The organism is Olleya aquimaris (genome assembly GCF_003259525.1).
Taxonomy (GTDB): domain Bacteria; phylum Bacteroidota; class Bacteroidia; order Flavobacteriales; family Flavobacteriaceae; genus Olleya; species Olleya aquimaris.
The window spans coordinates 187,724-212,338 of record NZ_QLLO01000005.1 but is presented as its reverse complement, the minus strand read 5'-3'; the positions used below and the strand labels follow the sequence as shown (position 1 = coordinate 212,338).

Genomic DNA, 24,615 nt, shown 5'->3' with positions numbered 1-24,615 from the left:
CAATGAAAAAACTAAAGTATTTATTTCTTTCAGCTTTATTCGTGTCTGTAAGTGCATTTGCACAAGACCAAACTGAAGAAAAAAAAGAACGCCAACCAGGTCACACTAACAACAATAAGTTTAAACAGTTGTATGACGAGTTTTCTACTCCAAACATGTTTAGAACTGCATCAGGTGCTCCAGGACCAGCTTATTATCAGCAACAAGCAGATTATAAAATGGACATCGAGCTAGATGATGAAAATGCTAAATTGTACGGTTTCGAGACAATAACGTACACTAATAATTCGCCAGACAATCTAAAATATCTTTGGGTACAATTAGATCAAAACATGCGTGCAAGAGATTCTAAAACACCTTTAATTCAAGGTAGCGGAGTTGCACCAGCACAACAAATATCGTCTTTTACAGATAGTTATATGACAGATGGTTTTGATGGAGGATTTAATATAGAAGCTGTTACAGATAGTAAAGGTCGTGCATTACCACATATGATTAATCGTACAATGATGCGTGTAGAATTACCCACTGCTTTAAAACCTGGAGAGCAATTTGTTTTCTCAATTAAATGGTGGTACAATATTAATGATCACGTCAATGGACGTGGACGTTCTGGATACGAGTATTTTCCTGAAGATGATAACAGAGCATACGTTATTGCACAATTCTATCCTAGAATGGCAGTATATAATGATGTAGAAGGATGGCAGAACTCACAATTTTGGGGTCGTGACGAGTTTGCTTTACCATTTGGTAATTTTGAAGTAAATATTACTGTTCCTGCAGATCATATTTTAGATGCAACAGGAAAACTAACTAATAGAAAAGAAGTCTTTTCTAAAGAGATGATGAAGCGTTACGAACAAGCAAAAAAATCTTATGATGAGCCTGTTTTAATTGTGACACAAGCAGAAGCAGAAGCAGCAGAAAAACAAAGATCGACTAAGAAAAAAACATGGAAGTTATATGCAGAGAATGTACGTGACTTTGGGTTTGCAACCTCTCGTAAATTTATTTGGGACATGATGGCTGTTAAGATAGGAAACAAAGATGTTATGGCTGTATCTATGTACCCTAAAGAAGGTAACCCATTATGGGAAGAGTGGTCAACTAAAGCAGTAGCAAGTACGTTAAAGTCTTACTCACGTATGACCTTTGATTATCCTTACCACAAAGCAATCTCTGTGCATGCCAAAAATCAAGGTATGGAATACCCAATGATTTGCTGGAATTATGGACGTCCTGATGAAGATGGTAATTATAGTGACCGTGTTAAATACGGTATGATGTCTGTAATTATTCATGAAGTAGGACATAATTTCTTCCCTATGATTGTTAATAGTGACGAGCGTCAATGGACTTGGATGGATGAAGGTTTAAACACTTTTGTGCAATACGTAGCAGAACAAGATTTTGCAGAATGGTATCCAGATTGTCTTTCAGAAGGGATGGATAAGTATCCTTCACGTCGTGGACCAGCAGCTAACATTGTTAATTACATGGGAGGCGATCAAGACTATATTGCTCCAATTATGACAAAAGGTTTAAATACCTATCAGTTTGGTAACAATGCATACGGAAAACCTGGAACTGCTCTTAATATTTTACGAGAAACAGTAATGGGACGCGAGTTGTTTGACTATGCGTTTAGAGAATATTCTCAACGTTGGATGTTTAAACACCCAACTCCAGAAGACTTTTTTAGAACTATGGAAGATGCATCTGCATTTGATTTAGATTGGTTCTGGAGAGGATGGTTTTACACAACAGACTATGTTGATATAGGTATTAAAGACGTAAAGAAATATTACGTGTCTAGCGAGCCTAATAAAGAAATTAAAGACATGGTAGCACAAAGAGGAATGAGTCTTAGTGATTTACCACCTTTAGTGTATATGGTTGAAGAAGGAAGTGAAGACTTTAAAGAAGACATGAAAACTAAAAGTTTAATGGAAAGCTCTACAACTTTAAAAGAGTATATTATGGATAATTTCACGCCAGAAGAACAAAAAAACCTAAAAGAGCCTAAGTACTTTTATAACGTAACCTTTGATAAACCAGGAGGTTTAGTGATGCCTATTATTGTTGAGTATACCTATGCTGACGGAACGTCTAAAACAGAAACGTATCCTGCACAAATTTGGAGACTTAATGATAAAGAGGTAAGTAAAGCAATAGCTTCAGAAAAAGAAATAGTTAGTATTACTGTAGACCCTAAATTAGAGACTGCAGATGTGGATACTTCTAATAACTCTTGGCCAAGAGAAGAAAAAGCTAACGAGTTTGAAAACTTTAAGAACAATAAAAACTAATCAAGTTTTTATAAAATATTTAAACCCTTAAAACATTTGTTTTAAGGGTTTTTTATTGCTTTTTCATGAGTATTGTAAATTAATTTGTAGCTTTAAGACTATTAAAACGACTAATTTATGTACACGTACAAAGCTAAAATAATAGATGTTTATGATGGTGATACGGTCACTGCAGTGGTTGATTTAGGATTTTTACATTTTCAAGAAATGAAACTACGACTTTACGGAATAGATACACCAGAACTAAGAGGAGTAGAAAAAGAAGAGGGTAAAAAAGTTAGAGATATAGTTAGAAGTATGATTTTAGATAAAGAAGTCACCATACGCTCTTACAAAGACAAACAAGGAAAATATGGGCGCTATTTAGCAAACATTATTTTAGAAGATGGGTTAGAACTTAACCAATGGTTGGTAGATAATGGACATGCACAACCTTATTTGCTATAAACACGTCTTTAAAACAGAAATTTTTATATTAACATCATTAAACACTAACTAAAATTTTACACAATGAGAAAAACACTTGCAATTGCTTTATGCGCATTATTTCTAGGTGCATCTTTTACTTCATGTAGAGAAGAAAAGAAAACAGAAAAAGAAGAGTTAATTGACGAGATGAAAGCGGAAGGCGCAGACATCAAAGTTAAAAAAGATGGTGATGAAACTAAAATAAAAATGGAAACCGAAGACAAAGAGGTGAAAATTAAAGAAGAGGATGGTGAAACTAAGATTAAAGTAGACACTGACGATTAATTTTTTAAACCATTTACAAATAAAAAAAGCGACTTAATTAAGTCGCTTTTTATTTTCATCTATACTATTTTAATTGTCCATTCCAGGAGGGTATTTTTCCATAATTTTAGACACAAACTCTTTAATTCTAGCTTCTTTTTTGTCTATATTTTTAGATAGGTAACCAGTACCTTGACCTTGCCATACTAGTTCTTTTTTATCTGCATCAATTAGGTCTATAAATAGCATGCCTTGTACAGAGGTTGTGACATTAGGTTGGTTGTTCCAACCCCAACCCCAACCAGGTCCAAATCCGCCTCCCCAACCCCAAGCACCCATTCCCCAGGCGTTGTTGTATATGTTGACACGTTGATTAGATTTAGTAAAAATACTAACTAACAAATCAGGGTTTTCAGATTTTGTGTAACCTTTAGCCATCAATTCGGCTTCAATAGCACGTAGAATTCTACGTTTATCTAAATCGCTAATTTCTGCTTTGTCAATTCCCGATTTAAAAAAAGCAAAGGTCTTGTAGTTGTCAAACTGAACAGCTTTATCATAATCTGCAGCTACTTTAACAGAACTACATGATGTTAGGACAATTGCCACTAACACAATGGGTAAAAGTTTGATAATTTTTCTCATAGTTTTATTTTTTTAGATTGAATTCAATAAATCGTCATCAACTAGATTGGGTAGCGTAACCTTTAAATCAGGTTCTGCTTGCATAGCACGTTTAATAGCAAAAATAGCTTCTTCGTTTCTTGCCCAACTTCGTCTTGAAATTCCATTATTAACATCCCAAAACAACATGGATTTTAATCTCTTTGATGCCTCTTTACTACCATCAAGAACCATACCAAATCCACCGTTAATAACTTCTCCCCAACCAACACCACCACCATTGTGAATACTCACCCAAGTAGCACCTCTAAAGCTGTCTCCAATAACATTATGTATAGCCATATCTGCGGTAAAGCGTGAGCCATCATAAATATTTGAAGTTTCACGATACGGACTATCTGTTCCAGAAACATCATGATGGTCTCTACCTAAAATAACTGTATCAATATCTCCATTGGCAATTGCTTCATTAAAAGCTTCAGCAATTTTCATGCGTCCTTCAGCATCTGCGTATAATATTCTAGCTTGAGAGCCAACTACTAATTTATTCTCTTGTGCACCTTTAATCCATTGGATATTATCAGCCATTTGTTGCTGGATTTCTTTAGGCGAATGTTGTTTTATTTCTTCTAAAACAGTACAAGCAATTTCATCTGTTTTTGCTAAATCTTCTGGTTTTCCAGAAGCACAAACCCATCTAAATGGTCCAAACCCATAATCAAAACACATAGGTCCCATGATGTCTTGTACATAACTTGGGTATTTAAAATCTATACCATTGTCTGCCATGATATCTGCACCAGCACGTGAAGCTTCCAGTAAAAACGCGTTACCATAATCAAAAAAGTAAGTCCCTTTTGCGGTATGTTTATTTATAGCAGATGCATGTCTGCGTAAACTTTCCTGAACGTTCTCTTTAAATAATTCAGGGTTGTTTGCCATCATGGTATTAGACTCTTCAAAAGATAATCCAACTGGATAATAACCACCAGCCCAAGGATTGTGTAATGACGTTTGATCGCTTCCTAAATCTATGTGGATATTTTCTTTATCAAAAGTTTCCCAAACGTCTACAATGTTTCCTAAGTAGGCAATCGATACCGTTTCTTTTTCGACTTTAGCCTGTTTAACTCTTGCAACTAATTCATTTAAATCAGTAATCTTTTCATCAATCCATCCTTGGTCCAAACGGACTTGTGTAATTTTTGGATTAACCTCTGCACAAACAGTAATACAACCAGCAATATTACCTGCTTTAGGCTGCGCGCCAGACATTCCGCCTAAACCAGAAGTTACAAACAGGTTACCTTTTGGTTCTTTTTTAATTTTTCTAAATCCGTTTAAAACCGTAATTGTAGTACCATGAACAATCCCTTGCGGACCAATATACATGTAGCTTCCTGCGGTCATTTGTCCATATTGCGTGACACCTAATGCATTAAATTTTTCCCAATCGTCTGGTTTAGAATAATTGGGTATCATCATACCATTAGTTACCACAACTCTTGGTGCTTCTTTATGACTAGGGAACAATCCCATTGGATGTCCAGAGTACATAACTAAAGTTTGCTCGTCATTCATCTCTGCCAAATACTTCATGGTTAATCGATATTGTGCCCAATTAGAAAACACGCCACCATTGCCACCATATGTAATCAGCTCGTGTGGGTGTTGCGCAACTGCATAATCTAAATTATTCTGTATCATTAACATGATTGCTGCAGCCTGTTTTGATTGTGCAGGATAGTCAGAAATTGGTCTAGCATACATTTTGTAATCTGGTCTAAAACGATACATATAAATACGACCATAAGTGTCTAGCTCGTTTTTAAACTCTAGTAATAAGATGCTATGATGTTTCTTTTCAAAATAACGCAGTGCATTTTTTAAAGCTAATTTTTCTTCTTCTTTACTTAAAATGGCTTTGCGTTTTGGTGCATGATTGATTGATGCATCATAAGGTTTTGGCTGAGGTAAATGTTCTGGAATACCTTCTAATATTTGTTCTTTAAATGTCATAGTAGATGCTGACTTTACTTTTTTTTTACTGAATTTGTTTTTTTATTATAGCCATAAGGACAATGTCTGCAACCGCTTTCGCAACAATAACCACGCTTTAAATGGTATTGTTCTGTAAAACAACGATAGCCTTCTGGTGTCAGGTAAAAATCGCCTTCTTCGATAGGTAATATCTTCTTCATATCACAAAGATAACGTAAATTGGAATACATTTTGAATGGTAAAAACTATGATAATAGTATCAAAATATTTAGTCCCTAAGGGGTATACCGGAATGACCATTTTTCCTTTTATTTTTCTTAAAAATAAAAGGTTGAAGCAAAGTGCTGTATTAATTAATCACGAAAAAATTCATTTAAAACAACAAATAGAGCTGCTTGTTTTACCATTTTATATCTGGTATGGTTTAGAGTTTGTAGTAAGATATATTCAACATAAAAATTGGTTTTTAGCCTATAAAAATATCAGTTTTGAGCGTGAAGCCTTTTGTAATGATGCCAATTTAGACTATCTAAAATCCAGACCATTTTGGCAATTTTTAAAGTATATTAGCGCACATGAAATTTAAGCCAGAACTTAGTGTTAATCAAAAAATCGAACTTCCTTTTGATAGTTCTGTGTCTTTGTATCTTAAACGTGAAGACTTGATACATCCAATAATTTCTGGAAATAAGTACCGTAAATTAAAATATAATATCGCTTTCGCGGAAAAAAATAATCATCAAACATTATTGACTTTTGGTGGTGCTTATTCCAATCACATTGCAGCAACTGCAGAAGCTGGTCGTGTATATGGCTTTAAAACCATTGGTGTTATTAGAGGAGAAGAGTTGGAAGCAAAAATCAATCAAAATCCAACACTTAAGTACGCACAATCGTGTGGTATGATCTTTAAATTTGTTACTAGAGATCAGTTTAAATATAAATCTACAGACTCGTTTTTAGAAAAATTAAAACAGGAATTTGGTGACTTTTTTATAATACCAGAAGGAGGTACTAACCCTCTTGCTATTCAAGGTTGCGAAGAAATCTTAAATCCTACAGACTTAGATTTTGGCTATATCTGTAGCTCTGTTGGTACAGGAGGTACAATTGCAGGATTAATAAATTGTTCAAAACCTAGTCAACAAGTTTTGGGATTTTCGGCTTTAAAAGGTGACTTTTTAAAACAAGATATTAGTAAATTTGCAACACAAACTAATTGGGATTTAATAACGGACTATCATTTTGGTGGTTACGCTAAAATAAATACAGAGCTGGTTGCGTTTATCAATCAGTTTAAACAACAATATGCTATTGCTTTAGATCCAGTGTACACAGGAAAAATGCTATTTGGAATATTCGATTTAATAAAAAAAGAATTTTTCAAACCTAATTCTAAAATATTAGCAATACATACTGGAGGTTTGCAAGGTATTGAAGGAATGAATAAGCGATTAAAGCAAAAACAACAACAATTAATTTTATAATTAATGAAAAAAATAATTACCATATTAAGTTTAATCATTCTAATTGTTAGTTGTGGGTCTTCAAAAAAAGTAACCACTAGAAAAAGTAAACAAAAAACAGTTAGAGTTGTCAAAAACACTAATCAAACTAAAGGAGATACTCCTAAAGAAGAAGCTGTTATTGTTGAAGAAACAATAAAAGAAACTCCAGAAGTTTACGCCAATAAAACAGAAGAATACATTGCTATTTACAGTGATATTGCACAAGACGAAATGCGTAATTATGGTATACCTGCAAGCATTACTCTAGCTCAAGGTATTTTAGAATCTGCTTCTGGTCAAGGACGATTGTCTGTTGAAGCTAACAACCATTTTGGTATTAAATGTCATGAGTGGACAGGAGCAAAAATTTATCATGATGATGATGCCTCGCAAGAGTGTTTCAGAAAATATAAAAACTCGAAATACTCATTCAGAGACCATTCGTTGTTCTTAACAGAACGCAAACGATATGCTAAACTTTTCTTATTAGAAAAAGATGACTACAAAGGTTGGGCTAAAGAGCTAAGAGCTGCTGGCTACGCAACAGATAGAAAATATCCAGATAAATTAATTAGCTTGATAGAGCGTTATCAATTATATCGTTTTGATGCAGATGTTTTAGGTAAACAAACGACTTCAAACGATAAGCATACTGTTGTAAAAGGGGATACTTTGTATTCGTTATCAAAAAAATACAACATCTCAATTGATCAATTAAAGTCGTTAAACGGTCTTGAAAATAACGATTTGTTTATCGGTCAAGTTTTATATGTAAAACCAATTCCTAAAGATTTTTAAAAGTTTATGATTTATAAACGAAGTAGTGCTTTGTTTGCAGAAGCAGAGCAAGTTATTCCTGGAGGTGTCAATTCTCCAGTACGCGCATTTAAAGCAGTAGGCGGAACACCAATTTTTGTTAAAGAAGCCAAAGGAGCCTATTTGTATGACGAAGATGGAAACCAATTAATAGATTACATTGCGTCTTGGGGACCAATGATATTAGGTCATGCACACAAACCAGTTGTTGATGCTGTAATAGATAAAGCAAAAAAAGGAACCTCTTTTGGGATGCCCACTCAAATTGAAACTCAAATTGCAGAATTAGCAGTATCAATGGTTCCGAATATTGATAAAATTAGGTTTGTCAACTCTGGGACAGAAGCTTGTATGAGTGCTGTTAGATTAGCAAGAGGATACACTAAAAAAGATAAAATCATCAAATTTGCTGGTTGTTATCATGGACATTCAGATTCGTTTTTAATACAGGCAGGAAGTGGAGCAGTGACCTTTGGTACACCAAATAGTCCAGGAGTTACCCAAGGTACAGCAAAAGACACCCTATTAGCAAAGTATAACGATTTGGATAATGTAGAAGCTTTAATTAATGCTAATAAAAATGAAATAGCTTGTATTATCATAGAGCCAGTAGCTGGAAATATGGGTTGTATTCCTCCAAAACAAGGATTTTTAGAAGGCTTACGAAGTTTATGTGATGCTAACAATATATTGTTAGTTTTTGATGAAGTCATGACAGGTTTTAGATTGTCTAAAGGTGGTGCGCAAGAGTTATTAGATATTAAAGCAGATATTGTGTGCTTTGGAAAAGTAATTGGTGGCGGATTACCAGTTGGAGCGTTTGCTGCTAGAGCAGAAATTATGAATCATTTAGCGCCTTTAGGTCCAGTATATCAAGCAGGTACTTTAAGCGGAAACCCTTTAGCTATGGCAGCAGGATTAGCCATGTTAACAGAGCTTAATAATGGAAATGTATTTGAAAGCTTGGCTAAAAAAACCGAATACTTACATAAAGGAATTGCTGAAGTATTAGAAAAAAGAAATATAACGCATACCATTAATAGAGTAGGTTCTATGATTTCAGTACATTTTTGTGACAATGATGTGGTCGATTTTGAAACTGCTGCTAAAGGTAATAATGATACCTTTAAAACCTTTTTTCATGGGATGCTTAATCAAGGAATTTATTTAGCACCTAGTGCTTTTGAAAGTTGGTTTTTAAATGATGCCTTAACCTATGAAGATTTAGATAAAACTATTGCAGCTTGTGAAGCAGTGTTTAGTTAATCAATATATTTAAACATAAAAAAGCCGATTATAGAAATATAATCGGCTTTTTTTATAGGTGTTAATTATTTACTCTTGATTGCCAGATTGATCTGTTAATTCTAAATATTTAGCATATTGTTCGTCAGTTAGTGCTTCATCCATTTGAGATAGTAATCGTTGATTTAGTTTTGTTTCTAAATCAGCATAATCACTAGTTCCTTTTTTTAACATACTATTTAAAGTTTCAGATTTAGCGTAAAATTCTTGATATGCAGTATATATAGATTCTTGTGTTGCTTGATCAGCCTTTAAAAAACGACCAAATTCAACAGCTTTAGTTTGTGCAGCCTCATTAACTTCTGCACTAAATTTTTGTTGTGCTTGAGCAGTGTTGGTGACTAATAAGAAACCAAAAACAAAAAGGCAAAGCGTAAATATTTTTTTCATTGTTATAGGAGTTAATTAATTATACTATCAAAGTAACACTTTTTGTTTAATAATTACAAATAAAAAAGCACTGAATAGATTATCAGTGCTTTTTTACCTTTAAACGTATAATAGGTTAATCTTCATTACGTTCTTTATTATCAAATTCTTTTTTGTGCGCCATTCTTTTTTTAGCACCTTGTTTCATTTTTTCATTTCTGTTTCCTCTTTTTACTTGAGACTTTTCCCATTTTTCATATTGTTCTGCAGTTAAAATCTCTTTCATTTTCTTCTTAGTAGCTATTTGCTGGTCTAATCTGTCATTCATTCGTTTTAACTTTTCCTCTTTAGTAGGCTTCGTTTTTTCGTCTTTTGCTTCAAGACGTTTTTTCATTGCTTCTTTTTGCTTTTTAGCATTTTCTAAATTTAATGCCATCACCTTTTTTTGTTGCGCTTCCGTTAAATCTAAATGCAAGGTCATTTTTTTAGTTTGTAATTCAGCCATTTCTTGAGGCTCTAATTCCATGCGTTTTTCTAAACGATCTGATCTATCTCCTCTTTTATGGTCTTTGGTGTCTTGTGCATTAGCTTGAAAAGTGATTAAAGCTAAAGCTACTATTACTAATTGTTTCATGTTTATTATTTGTTTAAAATTTATATACTGCTAAGACCTGATTAGTTTGTAATAGTTTAATAATAGTAATGTATTTAGCTTTTAATTAACAGTTTAAAGCTTAAAATTAAATCAAAAAAAAATAGGAACCACATTTCTGTAGTTCCTATTTATATAATTAGTTTTTATTAATCTAGTAAAGGTGTTAAGCCAACTCTACAAACAAGCCATCCTCAGTCTTGTTGACTTTTGCAACTCCAAGTTTGGTTAATCCTTTAATGGTTTTATCCCATTTTTTATTGCTTAAACCAGATTGTCCTTTAAGTTCATTTAGGTCTATTGGGTTGTTATTTTTTATAATAGCAAATACTGCTTTTTCTTCATCAGACATTGGGATAGCTTTTTTCTCTGGTCGCATTTGCGGGAAAAATAATACTTCTTGTATAGACTGATTGTTTGTTAAAAACATGATTAATCGGTCCATACCTATTCCCATTCCAGAAGTTGGTGGCATTCCATATTCTAATGCACGTAAAAAGTCGTGATCAATAAACTCGGTAGCTTCATCATCACCTTTAGCAGCTAGTTTTAACTGGTGTTCAAAACGTTGACGTTGGTCTATCGGGTCGTTAAGTTCTGAGTATGCATTAGCTATTTCTTTACCACAAACCATTAACTCAAAACGTTCTGTTAACTCTGGGTTATCTCTATGCTCTTTACACAATGGACTCATCTCTTTTGGATAGTCGGTAATAAATGTAGGCTGTATATAATTGCCTTCACATTTTTCACCAAAAATCTCATCAATCAATTTTCCTTTACCCATTGTTTCATCTACTTCAACACCTAAGTCTTTAGCAGCTTGTCTAATTTCAGCTTCTGTTTTACCTGTGATGTCAAACCCTGTAAAATGCTTGATAGAATCCGCCATAGTGACTCTAGCGTAAGGAGCTTTAAAGTCTATTTCATGCTCTCCAAAAGTAGCTTTTGAGGTTCCATTTACTGCAATTGCACAATGTTCTAACAATTGCTCACAAAAGTCCATCATCCAATTGTAGTCTTTGTAGGCTACATAAATTTCCATTGCTGTAAATTCTGGGTTATGTGTTCTATCCATCCCTTCGTTACGGAAGTTTTTAGAAAACTCATAGACACCTTCAAAACCACCAACAATCAATCGTTTTAAGTATAGCTCATTGGCAATACGCATGTATAACGGAATATCTAAACTGTTATGGTGCGTTACAAATGGTCGTGCTGCTGCACCACCAGGAATAGGTTGTAAAATTGGAGTTTCGACTTCAAAATATCCAGATTTATTAAAAAACTCACGCATGGCATTAAATAGCTTGGTACGCTTAACAAACACATTTTTTACATGAGGATTAACTACTAAATCTGCATAACGTTGTCTGTAACGTTGTTCTGGATCTGTAAAAGCATCGTGTACTTTTCCATCTGCATCAACACGAGGTTGAGGTAATGGCTTTAAGGCTTTACTTAATACTTTAAAATCTTTAACTAATACCGTTTTTTCACCTACTTTAGTGGTAAACAACTCACCCTCAATACCAATAAAATCACCTATATCTAGTAATTTTTTATAGACAGTATTGTATTTGGTTTTGTCGTCTCCTGTACAAATTTCGTCTCTATTAAAATACACTTGTATACGTCCTTCGCTATCTTGTAATTCTGCAAAACTAGCATTACCTTGTATACGACGAGACATTAAACGACCGGCTATAACAACCTGTTTGCCTTCTTTAAAGTCCTGTTTAATCTGATTTGAATTATCAGAAACCGGAAATAAATCTGCTGGATAAGGGTTGATACCTAACTCGCGTAATTTTGCAAGTTTTTCTCTTCGTACGAGCTCTTGCTCAGATAATTGTGACATAATACTATTGTAAATTTTAAAGGCACAAATATAGCGATTTGATTTACGATTTTTTCAATTAAATTGAAGAATTTAAAGGAGTTTAACAAGATGTTTGTGTTTTCTTTTATTGGAGAATCGCTTAGATAAATTGTATCTTTGTTACATTAATTTTTAGAATGAATAAAAGCATCAAATTACAAGATTTAGGAACCAAAGACTTTAAAGAAACTTGGGATTACCAAGAGCAATTATTTAAAGGTATTTTAGATACTAAAATTAAAAACAGACGTGAAGCTGCAGGATTACAAACCGATAATTATTTTTTGTTTGTAGAGCATCCACACGTTTACACTTTAGGTAAAAGTGGTGATTTGTCTAATTTATTATTAGACGAAAATCAACTTAAAGAAAAAGGAGCTACGTTTTATAAAATTAATAGAGGAGGTGATATTACGTATCATGGTCCTGGACAAATTGTAGGCTACCCAATATTAGATTTAGATAATTTTTTTACAGATATCCATAAATACTTACGTTTTTTAGAAGAAATCATCATTCTTACCCTGGCAGAATACGGTTTGAAAGCCACTAGAAGTGATGGTGAAACAGGTGTTTGGTTAGATGTAGGGACACCATTTGCTAGAAAAATTTGTGCTATGGGTGTACGTGCAAGTAGATGGGTTACTATGCATGGGTTTGCACTAAATGTAAATGCAAATTTGGGTTATTTTGATAATATTATTCCTTGCGGAATAAGAGGTAAAGCTGTAACTTCTTTAAATGTTGAGTTGGGTATTAAAACCGTAGATGAAGCTGAGGTTAAAGCTAAAATTTTGAAACATTTTGCGCATCTGTTTGAGGCCAAATTTGAGCATTAGATTACAAGTTTTATAATTAAGTGTTTAGTTATTTTTTAAATAAATTTAACTATCTTTCTAAAATAACTAAACTAAATTTTTATGAATAAAACTATCAAAATGGTATTAATGGTTGCAGGTATTGCACTATTAATTTATGGAATTTATACAATGGTAGCTCCAGAAGCAGCAATAAGTGTTGGACCTCTAAATATGGAAGCGCAAGATAATACTAACTCTTATATTACAATTGGTTTAGGTGTTGTGGCTTTGATAGTCGCGTTTTTAGGAGGTAAAAAATCTTAAGAGCTTCATCTGTAGTGTTGTAATAAATACTAATTACAATTTAGTGTAGTGCTTTGAATAATCGTGATGCAATTAAATACACGTCAATGATTAGTCAATTACTATGCTATTATTAAGTCCATCAATGTAGTTTAAAACATCGTCTTTACCAATATCTTTACTAGAAGAGGTAATAAAGTAATTTGGCATCTCTTCCCAGGTTTCTAATAAGATGTTTTTATAGGCTTCCACATGGTTTTCAATAGCTTTTGGTCTTAGCTTATCTGCTTTGGTGAATATAATAGAAAATGGAATGCCACTTTCACCTAAATATTGCATAAACTCTTGATCAATAGGTTGCGGTTTGTGTCTTATATCAACTAAAACAAATGCAGTAACTAATTGTTCGCGATGTTCAAAGTATTGTGTTATAAATTTTTGAAATACTTTTTTGGTGCTTTTAGAAACTCTAGCATAACCATATCCTGGTAGATCTACTAAGAACCAATTGTCATTTATTAAAAAATGATTAATTAATTGTGTTTTTCCTGGTCTTCCTGAAGTTTTAGCTAAACTTTTTCTGCTAGTCAACATATTAATCAAAGAAGATTTACCAACATTACTACGTCCAATAAAGGCGTATTCTGGCAAACGGTCTTTTGGACATTTGGTAACATCAGAGTTGCTTACAACAAATTCAGCAGATTTAATATGCATGGATAAAGTTTTTAATTTCCGTGACAACGGACTTTATATAAGTATTTAGATGTTTGTTTAAAATCTAAATATTTCTTTTTTTAAACCAATCTAACAAAATTTGATTGAAGGTTTCTGGATGTTCCATCATAGCAGCATGCCCACATTTATCAATCCAAAACAAATCCGAGTCTGGTAATAAACTATTAAATTCATCTGCAACTTCTGGAGGTGTTACAGCGTCATTTTTTCCCCAAATAATACAAGTTGGAGTATTCATTTTTGGTAAATCTTTAGCCATATTATGTCTAATAGCACTTTTTGCAATTGCTAAAGTTTTAATAAGCTTATGTCTATCGTTTACGGTTTCATAAACTTCATCTACAATCTCTTTAGTTGCTATTGCAGGATCATAAAATACTTCTTGAGCTTTTTTCTTTATCACCTCATAATCACTACGCTTGGTGTATCCTCCTCCCATAGCACTTTCATACAATCCAGAGCTACCAGTAATTACTAAAGCTTTCACCTTGTCTGGAAACATTTTAGTGTGGTACAATCCTATGTGACCACCTAAAGAATTACCTAATAAAACCACATTATCCAACTCTTTAAAAGCGATAAAATCATGTAAGTATTTTGCAAACGCTTTAACGTTAGTCTTTAATAAAGACATACTGTAAATAGGCAATTCTGGAATAATTACTTTGTAACCTTTATCACTAAAAAAAGTAGTTACTGCATTAAAATTACTTAATCCTCCCATCAGTCCATGAAGCACTATTATTGGCTGTCCTTCACCAACTTCTATGTAGTTGAATTTTCCTTCTTTTTTAAGTGTACGCGTCATTAATGGTTAGTAGTTTACATCAAAAGCAAATATAACTATTTCATTTAAAAAACAGCTATTTTAATTGTTTTGTTCTGTTGTTATTTAGTGAAATAAAACCCTAGCAACTCCCACTTGATGATAACTCTTTTAGTGATTGATTTTACTAATCATTCAGTGATTTTTATACGTCTATAAACTGTTAAAATTTGAATACTTATTAACAATGTGGTAAAATGTGGTAAAATGTGGTAAAATTTTCAATATATTTGATTTTTACAAAAATTTGATAGGCAAAAACGGTTTTGAACTCATTAATAGGAACATACGAATGTAAAGTAGATGCAAAAGGAAGGCTAATGCTACCTGCTGCATTAAAAAAACAGTTGGCTCCAGAGTTGCAAAATGGCTTTGTGTTAAAACGCGCGGTTTTCCAAGAATGCTTGGAATTGTATCCTATGCAAGAGTGGAATGCGTTAATGCAAAAAGTAAATAAGCTAAACCGTTTTAAAAAGAAGAATAACGATTTTATCCGCAGGTTTACTGCTGGTGTAAAAATGGTAGAGGTAGATGCTAATGGACGTTTGTTGATTCCAAAAGACTTAGTTGGTTTTGCTTCTATAACCAAAGATATCGTAATGTCTTCTGCTGTGAATATTGTAGAAATTTGGGACAAAACGAAGTATGAAAAAGCTATTGATGATGCAACAGTTGATTTTGCAGATTTAGCAGAGGAGGTAATGGGTCAAGACGATGGAGATGACAGCATATCATAATCCAGTATTATTACACGAAACGGTTGATGGTTTAGCAATCAAAAAAGATGGCGTTTATGTAGATGTCACCTTTGGAGGTGGTGGGCACAGTCAAGAGATTTTAAATCGTTTGGGTGAAAACGGAAAGCTATATGCTTTTGACCAAGATAAAGATGCGCTTGATAATGCTATTGACGATCCTAGATTTACGCTTATTCATGAAAATTTTAGATATATCAAACGTTTTTTGCGTTTTCATGGAGTCAAAGAAGTAGATGGGATTTTAGCAGATTTTGGGGTGTCCTCGCATCAGTTTGATGTCGCAGAACGTGGGTTTTCAACTCGATTTGAAGCCAATTTAGATATGCGCATGAATCAAAATAGTCAGTTATCTGCTTATCATGTGGTAAATGAATATGAAGAAGAGCAACTAAGACAGGTGTTGTCTCAATATGGAGAGCTTCGTGCAGCACCAGCTATGGCAAGGTTAATTGTCGAACATCGTAAAAATGAAGTTATAAAAACCAGCGAGCAACTTAAAAAAGTGCTTCAAAAGTTTTTAGCTCCAAAACATGAAAACAAAATATTAGCTCAAATCTATCAAGCTATAAGGATTGAGGTTAATCAAGAAATTGAAGCGTTAAAAGAGTTTTTGCAACAAACACCAGAAATTTTAAAACCAAAAGGCCGATTAAGTTTAATCTCTTATCACAGTCTAGAAGATAGATTAGTTAAACGGTTTATAAGAAATGGGTTGTTTGAAGGTGAGCCTGAACGTGATGTGTTTGGACATTTTGAAGTGCCATTAAAAAAAGTTGGTGGACTAATAGTGCCAACTAAAGAAGAAATAAAATTAAACAACAGAGCACGTAGTGCAAAACTAAGAATAGCAGAGAAAGCAAATAGCCAAAAGCCAAAAGCCAAAAGCTAGAATTATGAAAAAAAGCATTTACAGCATATTAAGAGGAACATTCCTAGTTAGTGAAGACTCCTTTAAAAACTGGAGGCTTATTCTGTTTATTTCAGCTTTAGCTCTGGTTATGATTGCAAGCTCACACAGTTTAGATAAAAAGGTGCATGAGATAGCAAAACTTAATAATCAAGTCAAAGAATTGCGGTCTCAACTATATGATGGAAGAACCAAGTTGATGCAACTTAAAATGGAATCGTCAGTAGTTAAAAAAATGAAAGAAAAAGGGTTGGCGCCTTCAGTAATTCCGCCAAAAAAAATAATTGTTAAACCACAAAGCTAAATTCAAAAAATCGTGTCAGTTAACGAAAAGAACATATTAAACAGATTGTATTTTGTCGCAGGATGTATGTTCATCTTCGGACTTTTGGTGGTTGGAAAATTATTAACTATCCAATTGGTTCATGGAGACAAGTACAGAGCCTTAGCGGATCAACGTACATTAAAAGATGTTGTTATTCCTGCTAATAGAGGTAATGTGTATTCTGCAGATGGTAGTCTGTTGGCAACTTCAATTCCAAAATATGATATTTTATTTGATGCTGTAACACCATCAGAAAAAAACTTCAAAGCTAATTTAAAACCGCTTAGTGATGCATTAGCTAAATACACAGGTAAATCTTCTAATTATTATCAAAAGGAATTAGCAAAAGCACGTGCTAATAAAAACCGTTATTTCTCTTTAGTGAAAAATATTGGGTATTCGGATTACTTAAAGTTTAGAGAGTTTCCATTGTTAAAACTTGGCGCTTTTAAAGGTGGACTTATAGTAGAGCAAAAAGTAAAACGCGAGCATCCATTGGGTGAAGTCGCACAACGTACCATTGGGTACGAGCGTACGGACGACCAAGGTAATGTTACCAGAGCAGGAATTGATGGAGCTTTTGGGGTTGATTATTTAAGAGGGAAAGACGGAAAGCGCTTAAAACAAAAAATAGGTAAAGGACAATGGAAACCTATTTTGGACTATGATCAGGTAGAGCCTAAAGATGGTTTTGATGTATACACAACTATTGATGTCAATATTCAGGATATAGCACATCATGCTTTGTTGGAGCAATTAGAATTGTATGAGGCAGAGCATGGAACAGTAGTGGTTATGGATGTTAAAACTGGTGAAATTAAAGCAATTTCTAATTTAGGAAAAACACAAGCTGGTTATTATTACGAAAAAAGAAACTATGCAGTTTACGAAGCGCATGAACCTGGTTCTACGTTTAAACTTATGGCTTTAATGGCTGCTTTAGAGGATAAAAAAATAGATACATCAGATATTGTAGATACCGGAAATGGGTATAAAGTATTTTATGGAAGAGGTATTAAAGACTCGCGTGGACATGGTAAAATATCAGTTGCAAAAGCATTTGAGGTGTCTTCAAATATTGGATTAGCTACGGTTGTTGATAATGCTTATGCAAAAGACCCTAATCGTTTTCTTGATATTTTAAGAAGTTGGAATCTTGATAAAAAATTAGGAGTATCTATTAAAGGCGAAGGTGCTCCAGTATTACCAAAACCTGGTGATAAATTATGGAGTAGAAATGCATTACCATCTATAGCTTATGGGTATAACCTTAAAATTACTCCGTTACAAACATTGACGTTTTATAACGCTATTGCTAATAATGGTGTTATGGTAAAGCCTAGATTTATTAGAGAGGTTAAAGATTTAGATCAAACTATAGAAGTTTTTGAAAAAACAGTAATTAATAATAAAATATGTTCTGACGCTACACTTAATGCAGCAAAAGAGATGCTTAAAAACGTAGTGGTTAGAGGGACTGGTAAGTCATTATACTCTGATTATTTTTCTATGAGTGGAAAAACTGGAACTGCCAGAGTGGAGTATTGGATGGCGGATTGGGCAGAAAACCCTAGGTATATTTCTTCGTTTGCAGGCTATTTTCCTTCAGAAAATCCTAAGTATTCGTGCATTGTGATTATTCATAAACCAAGTATTAAAAAAGGGTTTTATGGTGCAGATGTATCTGGACCAGTGTTTAAAAAAATAGCTCAAAAAATATTTACAGACACACCATTAATTGACCAAGTGGCTTCCTTACAGGTTAAAGATGCTTCAGTAGAAAAAGAATACGAAGGGTATTATAACCTAGCAAGAACTTATAAAACCATTATGCCAGATGTAACTGGTCTTCCAGTTATGGATGCATTGGCTTTGTTAGAAAACATGAATGTAAAAGTTAATGTGAAATGCCAAGGAGTCGGAACAGTAAAAAGTCAATCGGTAAGTAAAAACACCAAATTAAAAAATAATCAAACCATAGTTTTAGAAGCTTCGTGAATTCATTAAAAGACATATTATATAAGGTAACGTTAGATGCAGTAGTTGGAAGCACCAATATTTTAGTGCGTAATGTTCATTTTAATTCTCGTAAAGTAGCTATTAACGATGTGTTTGTAGCTATAAAAGGAAGTGTTACAGATGGACATCAATTTATAGAAAATGCAATTAAACAAGGTGCTATTGCAGTAGTTTGCGAGCAACTTCCTAATAAAACAAAATCTGGAATAACCTATATACAAGTGGATGACTCTAGTCGTGCATTAGCAATAATGGCTGCAAATTTTTATGGTAATCCATCTGAAAATTTAAAGCTAATTGGTGTAACAGGTACTAATGGTAAAACCACTATTGCTTCATTGTTGTATCAGTTATTTAAAAAAGCGGGTTATAAAGTGGGATTATTATCTACGGTAAAAATTATGGTAGATAATTCAGAATATCCAGCAACGCATACCACGCCAGATTCATTGACAATAAATCAATATTTGAAAATGATGAATGATGAAGGAGTAGAATTCTGCTTTATGGAAGTAAGTTCTCACGGGATTCATCAAAACCGCACACTTGGATTAAAATTTGAAGGAGGTATTTTTACAAATCTCTCTCATGATCATTTAGATTATCACGACACATTTGCAGAATATAGAGATGTTAAAAAACGCTTTTTTGACGAGTTACCAAAAACAGCGTTTGCACTAACAAATGCAGACGATAAAAACGGAAGTGTGATGCTTCAAAACACTAAAGCAAAGCAATATACTTATGCTTTAAAAAGTTTTGCAGATTACAAAGCTCAAATTTTAGAAAACCAGTTTAATGGTTTGTTATTAAAACTAAATGACAATGAAGTTTGGGCGCGTTTAATAGGCACATTCAATGCTTATAATATTCTAGCCATTTTCGCTACTGCAGAATTGCTTGGTCTAGAAAAAGAAGAAACTTTAAGATTAATTAGTGAGCTAGAAAGTGTTAGTGGACGATTTCAGTTTTTAATTTCTGAACAGAAAATTACTGCTATTGTAGATTATGCACACACACCAGATGCCTTGCAAAATGTGCTTGAAACCATAAATGATATTAGAACTAAAAATGAAGAAGTTATTACCGTAGTAGGTTGTGGTGGTGACAGAGATGCTACTAAACGCCCAAAAATGGGTCATATAGCTTCTGCTTTAAGTACTAAAGTCATTTTTACAAGTGACAATCCAAGAGGCGAAAAACCGGAATCGATTATTGAAGATATAGAAAAGGGAGTCGAGCCTCAAAACTTTAAAAAAACAATATCCATTTTAGATAGAAAACAAGCTATTAAAACAGCTTGTCAATTAGCTGATCCTAACGACATCATTTTAATAGCAGGAAAAGGACATGAAACCTATCAAGAAGTTAAGGGTAAACGTCATGATTTTGATGATTTTAAAATTGTAAAAGAATTTTTAAAACAATTACAGAAATAAACACAAGTAAACTAATGAAAATGTCGCACAGAGCTAGTCGATGTGCTATTTAAAAAACCAACAAATGTTATACTACTTATTTGAATTTTTAGAAAAAAACTACCAATTTCCAGGCGCAAGTGTGTTTCAATTCATCACGTTTAGAGCTGCTTTGGCAATCATATTATCCTTGTTATTTTCTACAATTTTCGGTAAACGTATCATTGTTGCTTTACAGAAAAAACAGGTTGGAGAATCGGTTAGGGATTTAGGTCTAGAAGGTCAGTTAGAAAAAGCAGGTACACCAACCATGGGTGGAATTATAATTATTCTAGCAACCTTAATACCTGTGTTGTTATTAGCAAAGCTAGATAACATTTATGTGGTTATGCTTATTGTTACCATGCTTTGGATGGGAGCGGTTGGATTTACAGACGATTATATAAAAGTATTTAAAAAAGATAAAGCTGGTCTTAGCGGAAAATTTAAAGTCATGGGTCAAGTTGGGTTGGGCTTGTTTGTTGGTGCAATCATGTATTTTCATCCAGGAATCACCATCAAGACAGAAAAAATTAATCCAATTTATGAAACCGAATTAATCACTCAAAATTCACCTAGAGAGTTTAATGTAGAAGAGCAATCGCTTAAAACAACCATTCCTTTTGTAAAGAATAACGAGTTTGATTATTCAAACTTAATAACATGGATGGGAGATGATTATGCAAAATATGCTTGGTTAGTTTTTATCCCAATCGTCATTTTTATTGTAACAGCAGTATCTAACGGAGCTAATCTAACTGATGGAATAGATGGTTTAGCAGCAGGTAGTTCTGCCATAATTGTATTTGCATTAGCCATTTTTGCTTTCATTTCTGGAAACATCGTATTCTCAGATTATCTCAATGTTATGTTCATCCCTCGTTTAGGTGAAATGGTAGTATTTATAGCTGCTTTTGTGGGAGCTCTCATTGGATTTTTATGGTACAATACCTATCCAGCACAAGTATTTATGGGTGATACTGGAAGTTTAACTATTGGTGGTGTGATTGCAGTTATAGCAGTTGCGGTTAGAAAGGAATTACTAATTCCTTTACTATGCGGAATCTTCTTTGCAGAATCATTATCAGTCATTATACAAGTTACCTATTTTAAATATACAAGAAAAAAGTATGGTGAAGGACGACGTATATTTTTAATGTCGCCTTTACACCATCACTATCAGAAAAAAGGATATCACGAAAGTAAAATAGTCACACGGTTTTGGATTGTTGGAATTTTTCTAGCCATACTATCCATTGTGACCTTGAAATTAAGATAGTCAGATTTTTGATATACGATTTTAGAATTAGGATTGAATAATGAAAGAAGCATTAAAAAAAAGAACAAGAAAATATGCAGCAGACTGTTGGAATTTGTGTGCCAAGTTTCCGGTTTCAAGAGAGTATAATGCGTATTGTAATCAGCTAATAAGATGTTCAAGTTCTGTTGGAGCTAATTATAGGGCAGCTTGTAGAGCAAAGTCTGATGCAGATTTCATTAATAAATTAAAAATTGTAGAAGAGGAAGCTGATGAAAGTATGTATTTCCTTGAGTTAATGATGGAAATTTCTGATAAAGAACATGCAGAAATAAAACGATTACATGGAGAAGGGAATGAATTATTGTCAATTGTTGTAGCATCAATAAAAACAATGCGAACACGAAATCGTAAATCGTAATTCATGAGTCGTAAATCTAAATTAGTCATATTGGGTGGTGGAGAAAGTGGAGTAGGTACAGCGCTTTTGGGACAGGCAAAAGGCTATGAGGTTTTTGTTTCAGACAAAGGAATAATAAAAGAAAAATATAAAAACGTTCTTATAAATAATAATATTGAATGGGAAGACCAACAGCACACAGAAGCTAAAATTTTAAATGCAAATGTCGTGATGAAAAGCCCAGGAATACCAGATAAAGTGCCTATGGTAAAAGCGCTTTTAAAAAAGGGTATTCCGGTAATTTCTGAAATAGAATTTGCTTCAAAATATACTAATGCTACTATTGTAGCCATTACAGGAAGTAATGGTAAAACCACAACATCTATGTTAACGCATCACGTGTTAAAACAAGAGTTAGATGTTGGTTTAGCAGGTAATATTGGTGATAGTTTTGCAAAGCAAGTTTTGGACCATGATTTTGATAATTATGTGTTAGAAATTAGCAGTTTTCAATTAGATGGTTGTTTCGATTTTAATCCTAAAATAGCCATCATAACTAATATTGTTCCAGATCATTTAGATCGCTACAATTATGAGTTTGAAAACTATATCGCTTCAAAATTCAGAATAGTTCAAAATCAAACCAAAGACGATTATTTGATTTATGATGCGGATGATGAAGTGATTTTAGAGTACCTAAAAAACAATTCCATTCAATCTACATTATTACCGTTTTCGCTAACTAAAACAATTGAAAACGGAGCGTATTTAGATCAAGATAATATTAAGATAACCATAGATAATAACCAGATAATTATGCCAACAAAAAACATCGCATTAGAGGGTAAACACAACATTAAAAACGCAATGGCTGCATCAACAGTAGGACATTTGCTTAAAATTAGAAAACAAACTATTCGTGAAAGTTTAGAAAACTTTCAAGGAGTAGAGCATCGATTAGAAAATGTATTAAAAATTAATAAAGTACAATACATAAACGACTCTAAAGCAACCAATGTTAATGCTACGTATTTTGCGCTAGAAAGTATGGAAGCACCAACAGTTTGGATTGTTGGAGGTGTGGATAAAGGTAATAACTACGAGGAGTTGTTTCCGTTTATAAACGAAAAGGTTAAAGCAATCATCTGTTTAGGTACAGATAATGAAAAGCTTATAGCAAGCTTTGGCAAAATGGTTGACATTATCGTAGAAACTCAGTTTATGAGCGAGGCAGTAAAAATAGCATACAAAATTGCGGAAGCAGGAGATAATGTGTTGCTTTCTCCAGCATGTGCAAGTTTTGATTTATTTGAAAATTATGAAGATAGAGGTCGTCAATTTAAAGAAGCAGTAAGAAATTTATAAAATTGATTGTGGTGTTTGAGCATAGTCTAAACACCATTAAAAATCAAGGTCATGCAAACAGTATTTAAAAACATAAAAGGAGATAAATTAATATGGGCAATAGCTGCGCTTTTGGCTATATTTTCTTTTTTACCTGTTTACAGTGCTGCAAGTAACTTAGCATATATTGGTGGAGATGGTAATACCTTTGGTTATTTTGTTAAGCACTTTATGCATTTGTTTTTAGGGTTTTCTATTATGTATGGTGTGCATAAAATACCGTATCGATATTTTAGAGGTTTATCTATGGTAATGCTGCCTATTGTATTTGTGCTACTAATACTTACTATTTTGCAAGGTACTACTATACAAGGTGCAAATGCGAGTCGTTGGATACGTATACCGTTTGTTAATATGTCGTTTCAAACATCAACCTTTGCTGCGGTTGTCTTAATGGTGTATATAGCAAGATACTTGTCTAAAATTAAGGACAAAACCATAACGTTTAAAGAGTCCATCTTGCCTCTTTGGATTCCGGTTTTTATCATTTTAGCTCTTATTTTACCTTCTAATTTTTCAACTACAGCTATCATTTTTGTCATGGCTTGTGCATTATTATTTTTAGGTGGATATCCTTTAAGATATCTAATTGCAATGGGTTTAGCAGGAGTTGTAGGGCTAGCTTTGTTTGTTTTAATCGCAAGAGCTTTTCCAGATGCGATGCCTAATAGAGTAGATACATGGACCAGTAGAATAGAAAGTTTTTTTAATGGTGAGGACACAGAAGAAGATTACCAAATAGAAAAAGCTAAAATAGCAATAGCTTCAGGAGGAGTTGTAGGCGTTGGTTCTGGAAAAAGCATTCAAAAAAACTTTTTACCACAATCGTCTTCAGATTTTATTTACGCCATAATTGTTGAAGAATATGGATTATTAGGTGGTTTTGCATTAATGATTTTATACATGTGGTTATTATTTAGAATCATAATTGTCGCGCAAAAAGCAGATACTATTTTCGGAAAATTACTAGTCTTAGGTGTTGGGCTTCCTATTATTTTTCAAGCAATGATAAATATGGCTGTAGCAGTCGAGTTGTTTCCGGTAACAGGACAAACCTTACCATTAATAAGTAGTGGCGGAACTAGTATTTGGATGACTTGTTTAGCAATCGGAATCATTTTAAGTGTTAGTGCTAAGCGTGAAGAAATTATACAAAAAGAAAAAGAAGAAGATGGAGAACATCCATTGGAGATTTTATCAGAAACTTTAGAGGATTAAA

26 protein-coding genes are annotated in these 24,615 nt (G+C 33.3%); 18 read left to right on the top strand and 8 right to left on the bottom strand.

Features of this window, described 5'->3' with window-relative positions; all coding sequences use genetic code 11:
• Positions 1 to 2 precede the first annotated feature (2 nt).
• The 3 genes from LY08_RS08870 (at position 3) to LY08_RS08860 (ending at position 3,065) form a co-directional block, all read left to right on the top strand.
• On the top strand, positions 3 to 2,312 hold the full coding sequence (locus LY08_RS08870; protein ID WP_111660099.1) for a M1 family metallopeptidase: 2,310 nt from the start codon (positions 3 to 5) through the stop codon (positions 2,310 to 2,312).
• A 117-nt stretch (positions 2,313 to 2,429) separates the two neighbouring features.
• Positions 2,430 to 2,759 (top strand): thermonuclease family protein, encoded by a 330-nt coding sequence (locus tag LY08_RS08865; RefSeq protein WP_111660098.1) that lies wholly within the window; start codon positions 2,430 to 2,432, stop codon positions 2,757 to 2,759.
• Between the two features lie 63 nt (positions 2,760 to 2,822).
• Positions 2,823 to 3,065, top strand: coding sequence for a hypothetical protein (locus LY08_RS08860; RefSeq protein WP_111660097.1), 243 nt, complete (start codon positions 2,823 to 2,825; stop codon positions 3,063 to 3,065).
• Positions 3,066 to 3,134: 69 nt separating this feature from the next.
• On the opposite strand, the gene LY08_RS08855 is transcribed toward LY08_RS08860, so the two are convergent.
• Genes LY08_RS08855 through LY08_RS13515 form a run of 3 tightly spaced genes read right to left on the bottom strand, consistent with a single transcriptional unit; the run spans position 3,135 to position 5,869 of the window.
• Complete coding sequence (locus LY08_RS08855) at positions 3,135 to 3,689, bottom strand: DUF4136 domain-containing protein (protein WP_111660096.1); 555 nt, start codon at positions 3,687 to 3,689, stop codon at positions 3,135 to 3,137.
• 12 nt (positions 3,690 to 3,701) lie between these two features.
• Positions 3,702 to 5,687 (bottom strand): urocanate hydratase, encoded by a 1,986-nt coding sequence (locus LY08_RS08850; protein ID WP_111660095.1) that lies wholly within the window; start codon positions 5,685 to 5,687, stop codon positions 3,702 to 3,704.
• Between the two features lie 14 nt (positions 5,688 to 5,701).
• Complete coding sequence (locus LY08_RS13515; protein ID WP_158526730.1) at positions 5,702 to 5,869, bottom strand: DUF5522 domain-containing protein; 168 nt, start codon at positions 5,867 to 5,869, stop codon at positions 5,702 to 5,704.
• Positions 5,870 to 5,916: 47 nt separating this feature from the next.
• On the opposite strand from LY08_RS13515, the gene LY08_RS08845 reads away from it, so the two are divergent.
• The 4 genes from LY08_RS08845 to hemL are packed head-to-tail and all read left to right on the top strand — an operon-like array spanning position 5,917 to position 9,259.
• Positions 5,917 to 6,255 carry a hypothetical protein gene (locus tag LY08_RS08845; protein WP_111660174.1) on the top strand — a complete coding sequence of 113 codons (339 nt, stop codon included), beginning with the start codon at positions 5,917 to 5,919 and terminating at the stop codon, positions 6,253 to 6,255.
• Positions 6,245 to 7,156, top strand: a complete 912-nt coding sequence (locus tag LY08_RS08840) for a 1-aminocyclopropane-1-carboxylate deaminase/D-cysteine desulfhydrase (RefSeq protein WP_111660094.1) — start codon at positions 6,245 to 6,247, stop codon at positions 7,154 to 7,156. The genes LY08_RS08845 and LY08_RS08840 overlap by 11 nt, the downstream gene beginning before the upstream one ends.
• A 3-nt stretch (positions 7,157 to 7,159) precedes the next feature.
• Positions 7,160 to 7,975, top strand: a complete 816-nt coding sequence (locus LY08_RS08835; protein ID WP_111660093.1) for a glucosaminidase domain-containing protein — start codon at positions 7,160 to 7,162, stop codon at positions 7,973 to 7,975.
• Between the two features lie 6 nt (positions 7,976 to 7,981).
• Positions 7,982 to 9,259 (top strand): glutamate-1-semialdehyde 2,1-aminomutase, encoded by a 1,278-nt coding sequence (hemL, locus tag LY08_RS08830; protein ID WP_111660092.1) that lies wholly within the window; start codon positions 7,982 to 7,984, stop codon positions 9,257 to 9,259.
• Positions 9,260 to 9,328: 69 nt separating this feature from the next.
• On the opposite strand, the gene LY08_RS08825 is transcribed toward hemL, so the two are convergent.
• From LY08_RS08825 to lysS, 3 genes are all read right to left on the bottom strand, one after another.
• Positions 9,329 to 9,688 (bottom strand): hypothetical protein, encoded by a 360-nt coding sequence (locus LY08_RS08825; protein WP_111660091.1) that lies wholly within the window; start codon positions 9,686 to 9,688, stop codon positions 9,329 to 9,331.
• A 115-nt stretch (positions 9,689 to 9,803) separates the two neighbouring features.
• Entirely contained in the window at positions 9,804 to 10,301 is a 498-nt protein-coding gene (locus tag LY08_RS08820; RefSeq protein WP_111660090.1) for a hypothetical protein, read from the bottom strand.
• 184 nt (positions 10,302 to 10,485) lie between these two features.
• Positions 10,486 to 12,180, bottom strand: coding sequence for a lysine--tRNA ligase (gene lysS, locus LY08_RS08815; protein ID WP_111660089.1), 1,695 nt, complete (start codon positions 12,178 to 12,180; stop codon positions 10,486 to 10,488).
• A 158-nt stretch (positions 12,181 to 12,338) separates the two neighbouring features.
• On the opposite strand from lysS, the gene lipB reads away from it, so the two are divergent.
• Together lipB and LY08_RS08805 are read left to right on the top strand one after the other, a co-directional pair.
• Positions 12,339 to 13,040, top strand: a complete 702-nt coding sequence (gene lipB / locus LY08_RS08810; protein ID WP_111660088.1) for a lipoyl(octanoyl) transferase LipB — start codon at positions 12,339 to 12,341, stop codon at positions 13,038 to 13,040.
• Positions 13,041 to 13,121: 81 nt separating this feature from the next.
• Positions 13,122 to 13,325, top strand: coding sequence for a hypothetical protein (locus LY08_RS08805; RefSeq protein ID WP_111660087.1), 204 nt, complete (start codon positions 13,122 to 13,124; stop codon positions 13,323 to 13,325).
• Positions 13,326 to 13,415: 90 nt separating this feature from the next.
• On the opposite strand, the gene yihA is transcribed toward LY08_RS08805, so the two are convergent.
• A complete protein-coding gene (gene yihA, locus LY08_RS08800) occupies positions 13,416 to 14,021 on the bottom strand; it encodes a ribosome biogenesis GTP-binding protein YihA/YsxC (RefSeq protein ID WP_111660086.1) in 606 nt (201 codons plus the stop codon).
• A 64-nt stretch (positions 14,022 to 14,085) separates the two neighbouring features.
• Positions 14,086 to 14,850, bottom strand: coding sequence for an alpha/beta fold hydrolase (locus tag LY08_RS08795; protein WP_111660085.1), 765 nt, complete (start codon positions 14,848 to 14,850; stop codon positions 14,086 to 14,088).
• Positions 14,851 to 15,134: 284 nt separating this feature from the next.
• Between LY08_RS08795 and mraZ the strand changes: the two genes are divergently transcribed.
• The 9 genes from mraZ to LY08_RS08750 all read left to right on the top strand — a co-directional run bounded on the left by mraZ (position 15,135) and on the right by LY08_RS08750 (position 24,614).
• Positions 15,135 to 15,605, top strand: coding sequence for a division/cell wall cluster transcriptional repressor MraZ (gene mraZ / locus LY08_RS08790; RefSeq protein ID WP_111660084.1), 471 nt, complete (start codon positions 15,135 to 15,137; stop codon positions 15,603 to 15,605).
• Complete coding sequence (gene rsmH / locus LY08_RS08785; protein WP_111660083.1) at positions 15,583 to 16,515, top strand: 16S rRNA (cytosine(1402)-N(4))-methyltransferase RsmH; 933 nt, start codon at positions 15,583 to 15,585, stop codon at positions 16,513 to 16,515. Before mraZ ends, rsmH begins: the two co-directional genes overlap by 23 nt.
• A 4-nt stretch (positions 16,516 to 16,519) precedes the next feature.
• The gene (locus LY08_RS08780; RefSeq protein WP_111660082.1) at positions 16,520 to 16,837 is read left to right on the top strand and encodes an FtsL-like putative cell division protein; all 318 of its coding nucleotides are present in this window, start codon (positions 16,520 to 16,522) and stop codon (positions 16,835 to 16,837) included.
• Between the two features lie 66 nt (positions 16,838 to 16,903).
• The gene (locus LY08_RS08775) at positions 16,904 to 18,856 is read left to right on the top strand and encodes a penicillin-binding protein (RefSeq protein ID WP_111660081.1); all 1,953 of its coding nucleotides are present in this window, start codon (positions 16,904 to 16,906) and stop codon (positions 18,854 to 18,856) included.
• Entirely contained in the window at positions 18,853 to 20,316 is a 1,464-nt protein-coding gene (locus LY08_RS08770) for a UDP-N-acetylmuramoyl-L-alanyl-D-glutamate--2,6-diaminopimelate ligase (protein WP_111660080.1), read from the top strand. Before LY08_RS08775 ends, LY08_RS08770 begins: the two co-directional genes overlap by 4 nt.
• Positions 20,317 to 20,380: 64 nt before the next feature.
• On the top strand, positions 20,381 to 21,613 hold the full coding sequence (gene mraY, locus LY08_RS08765; RefSeq protein ID WP_111660173.1) for a phospho-N-acetylmuramoyl-pentapeptide-transferase: 1,233 nt from the start codon (positions 20,381 to 20,383) through the stop codon (positions 21,611 to 21,613).
• Between the two features lie 40 nt (positions 21,614 to 21,653).
• Positions 21,654 to 22,013 (top strand): four helix bundle protein, encoded by a 360-nt coding sequence (locus LY08_RS08760; protein ID WP_111660079.1) that lies wholly within the window; start codon positions 21,654 to 21,656, stop codon positions 22,011 to 22,013.
• 3 nt (positions 22,014 to 22,016) lie between these two features.
• Positions 22,017 to 23,357: a UDP-N-acetylmuramoyl-L-alanine--D-glutamate ligase gene (murD, locus tag LY08_RS08755; protein ID WP_111660078.1), complete on the top strand. Its 1,341-nt coding sequence runs from the start codon at positions 22,017 to 22,019 to the stop codon at positions 23,355 to 23,357.
• Positions 23,358 to 23,408: 51 nt separating this feature from the next.
• Positions 23,409 to 24,614, top strand: coding sequence for an FtsW/RodA/SpoVE family cell cycle protein (locus tag LY08_RS08750; RefSeq protein WP_111660077.1), 1,206 nt, complete (start codon positions 23,409 to 23,411; stop codon positions 24,612 to 24,614).
• Position 24,615 lies beyond the last annotated feature (1 nt).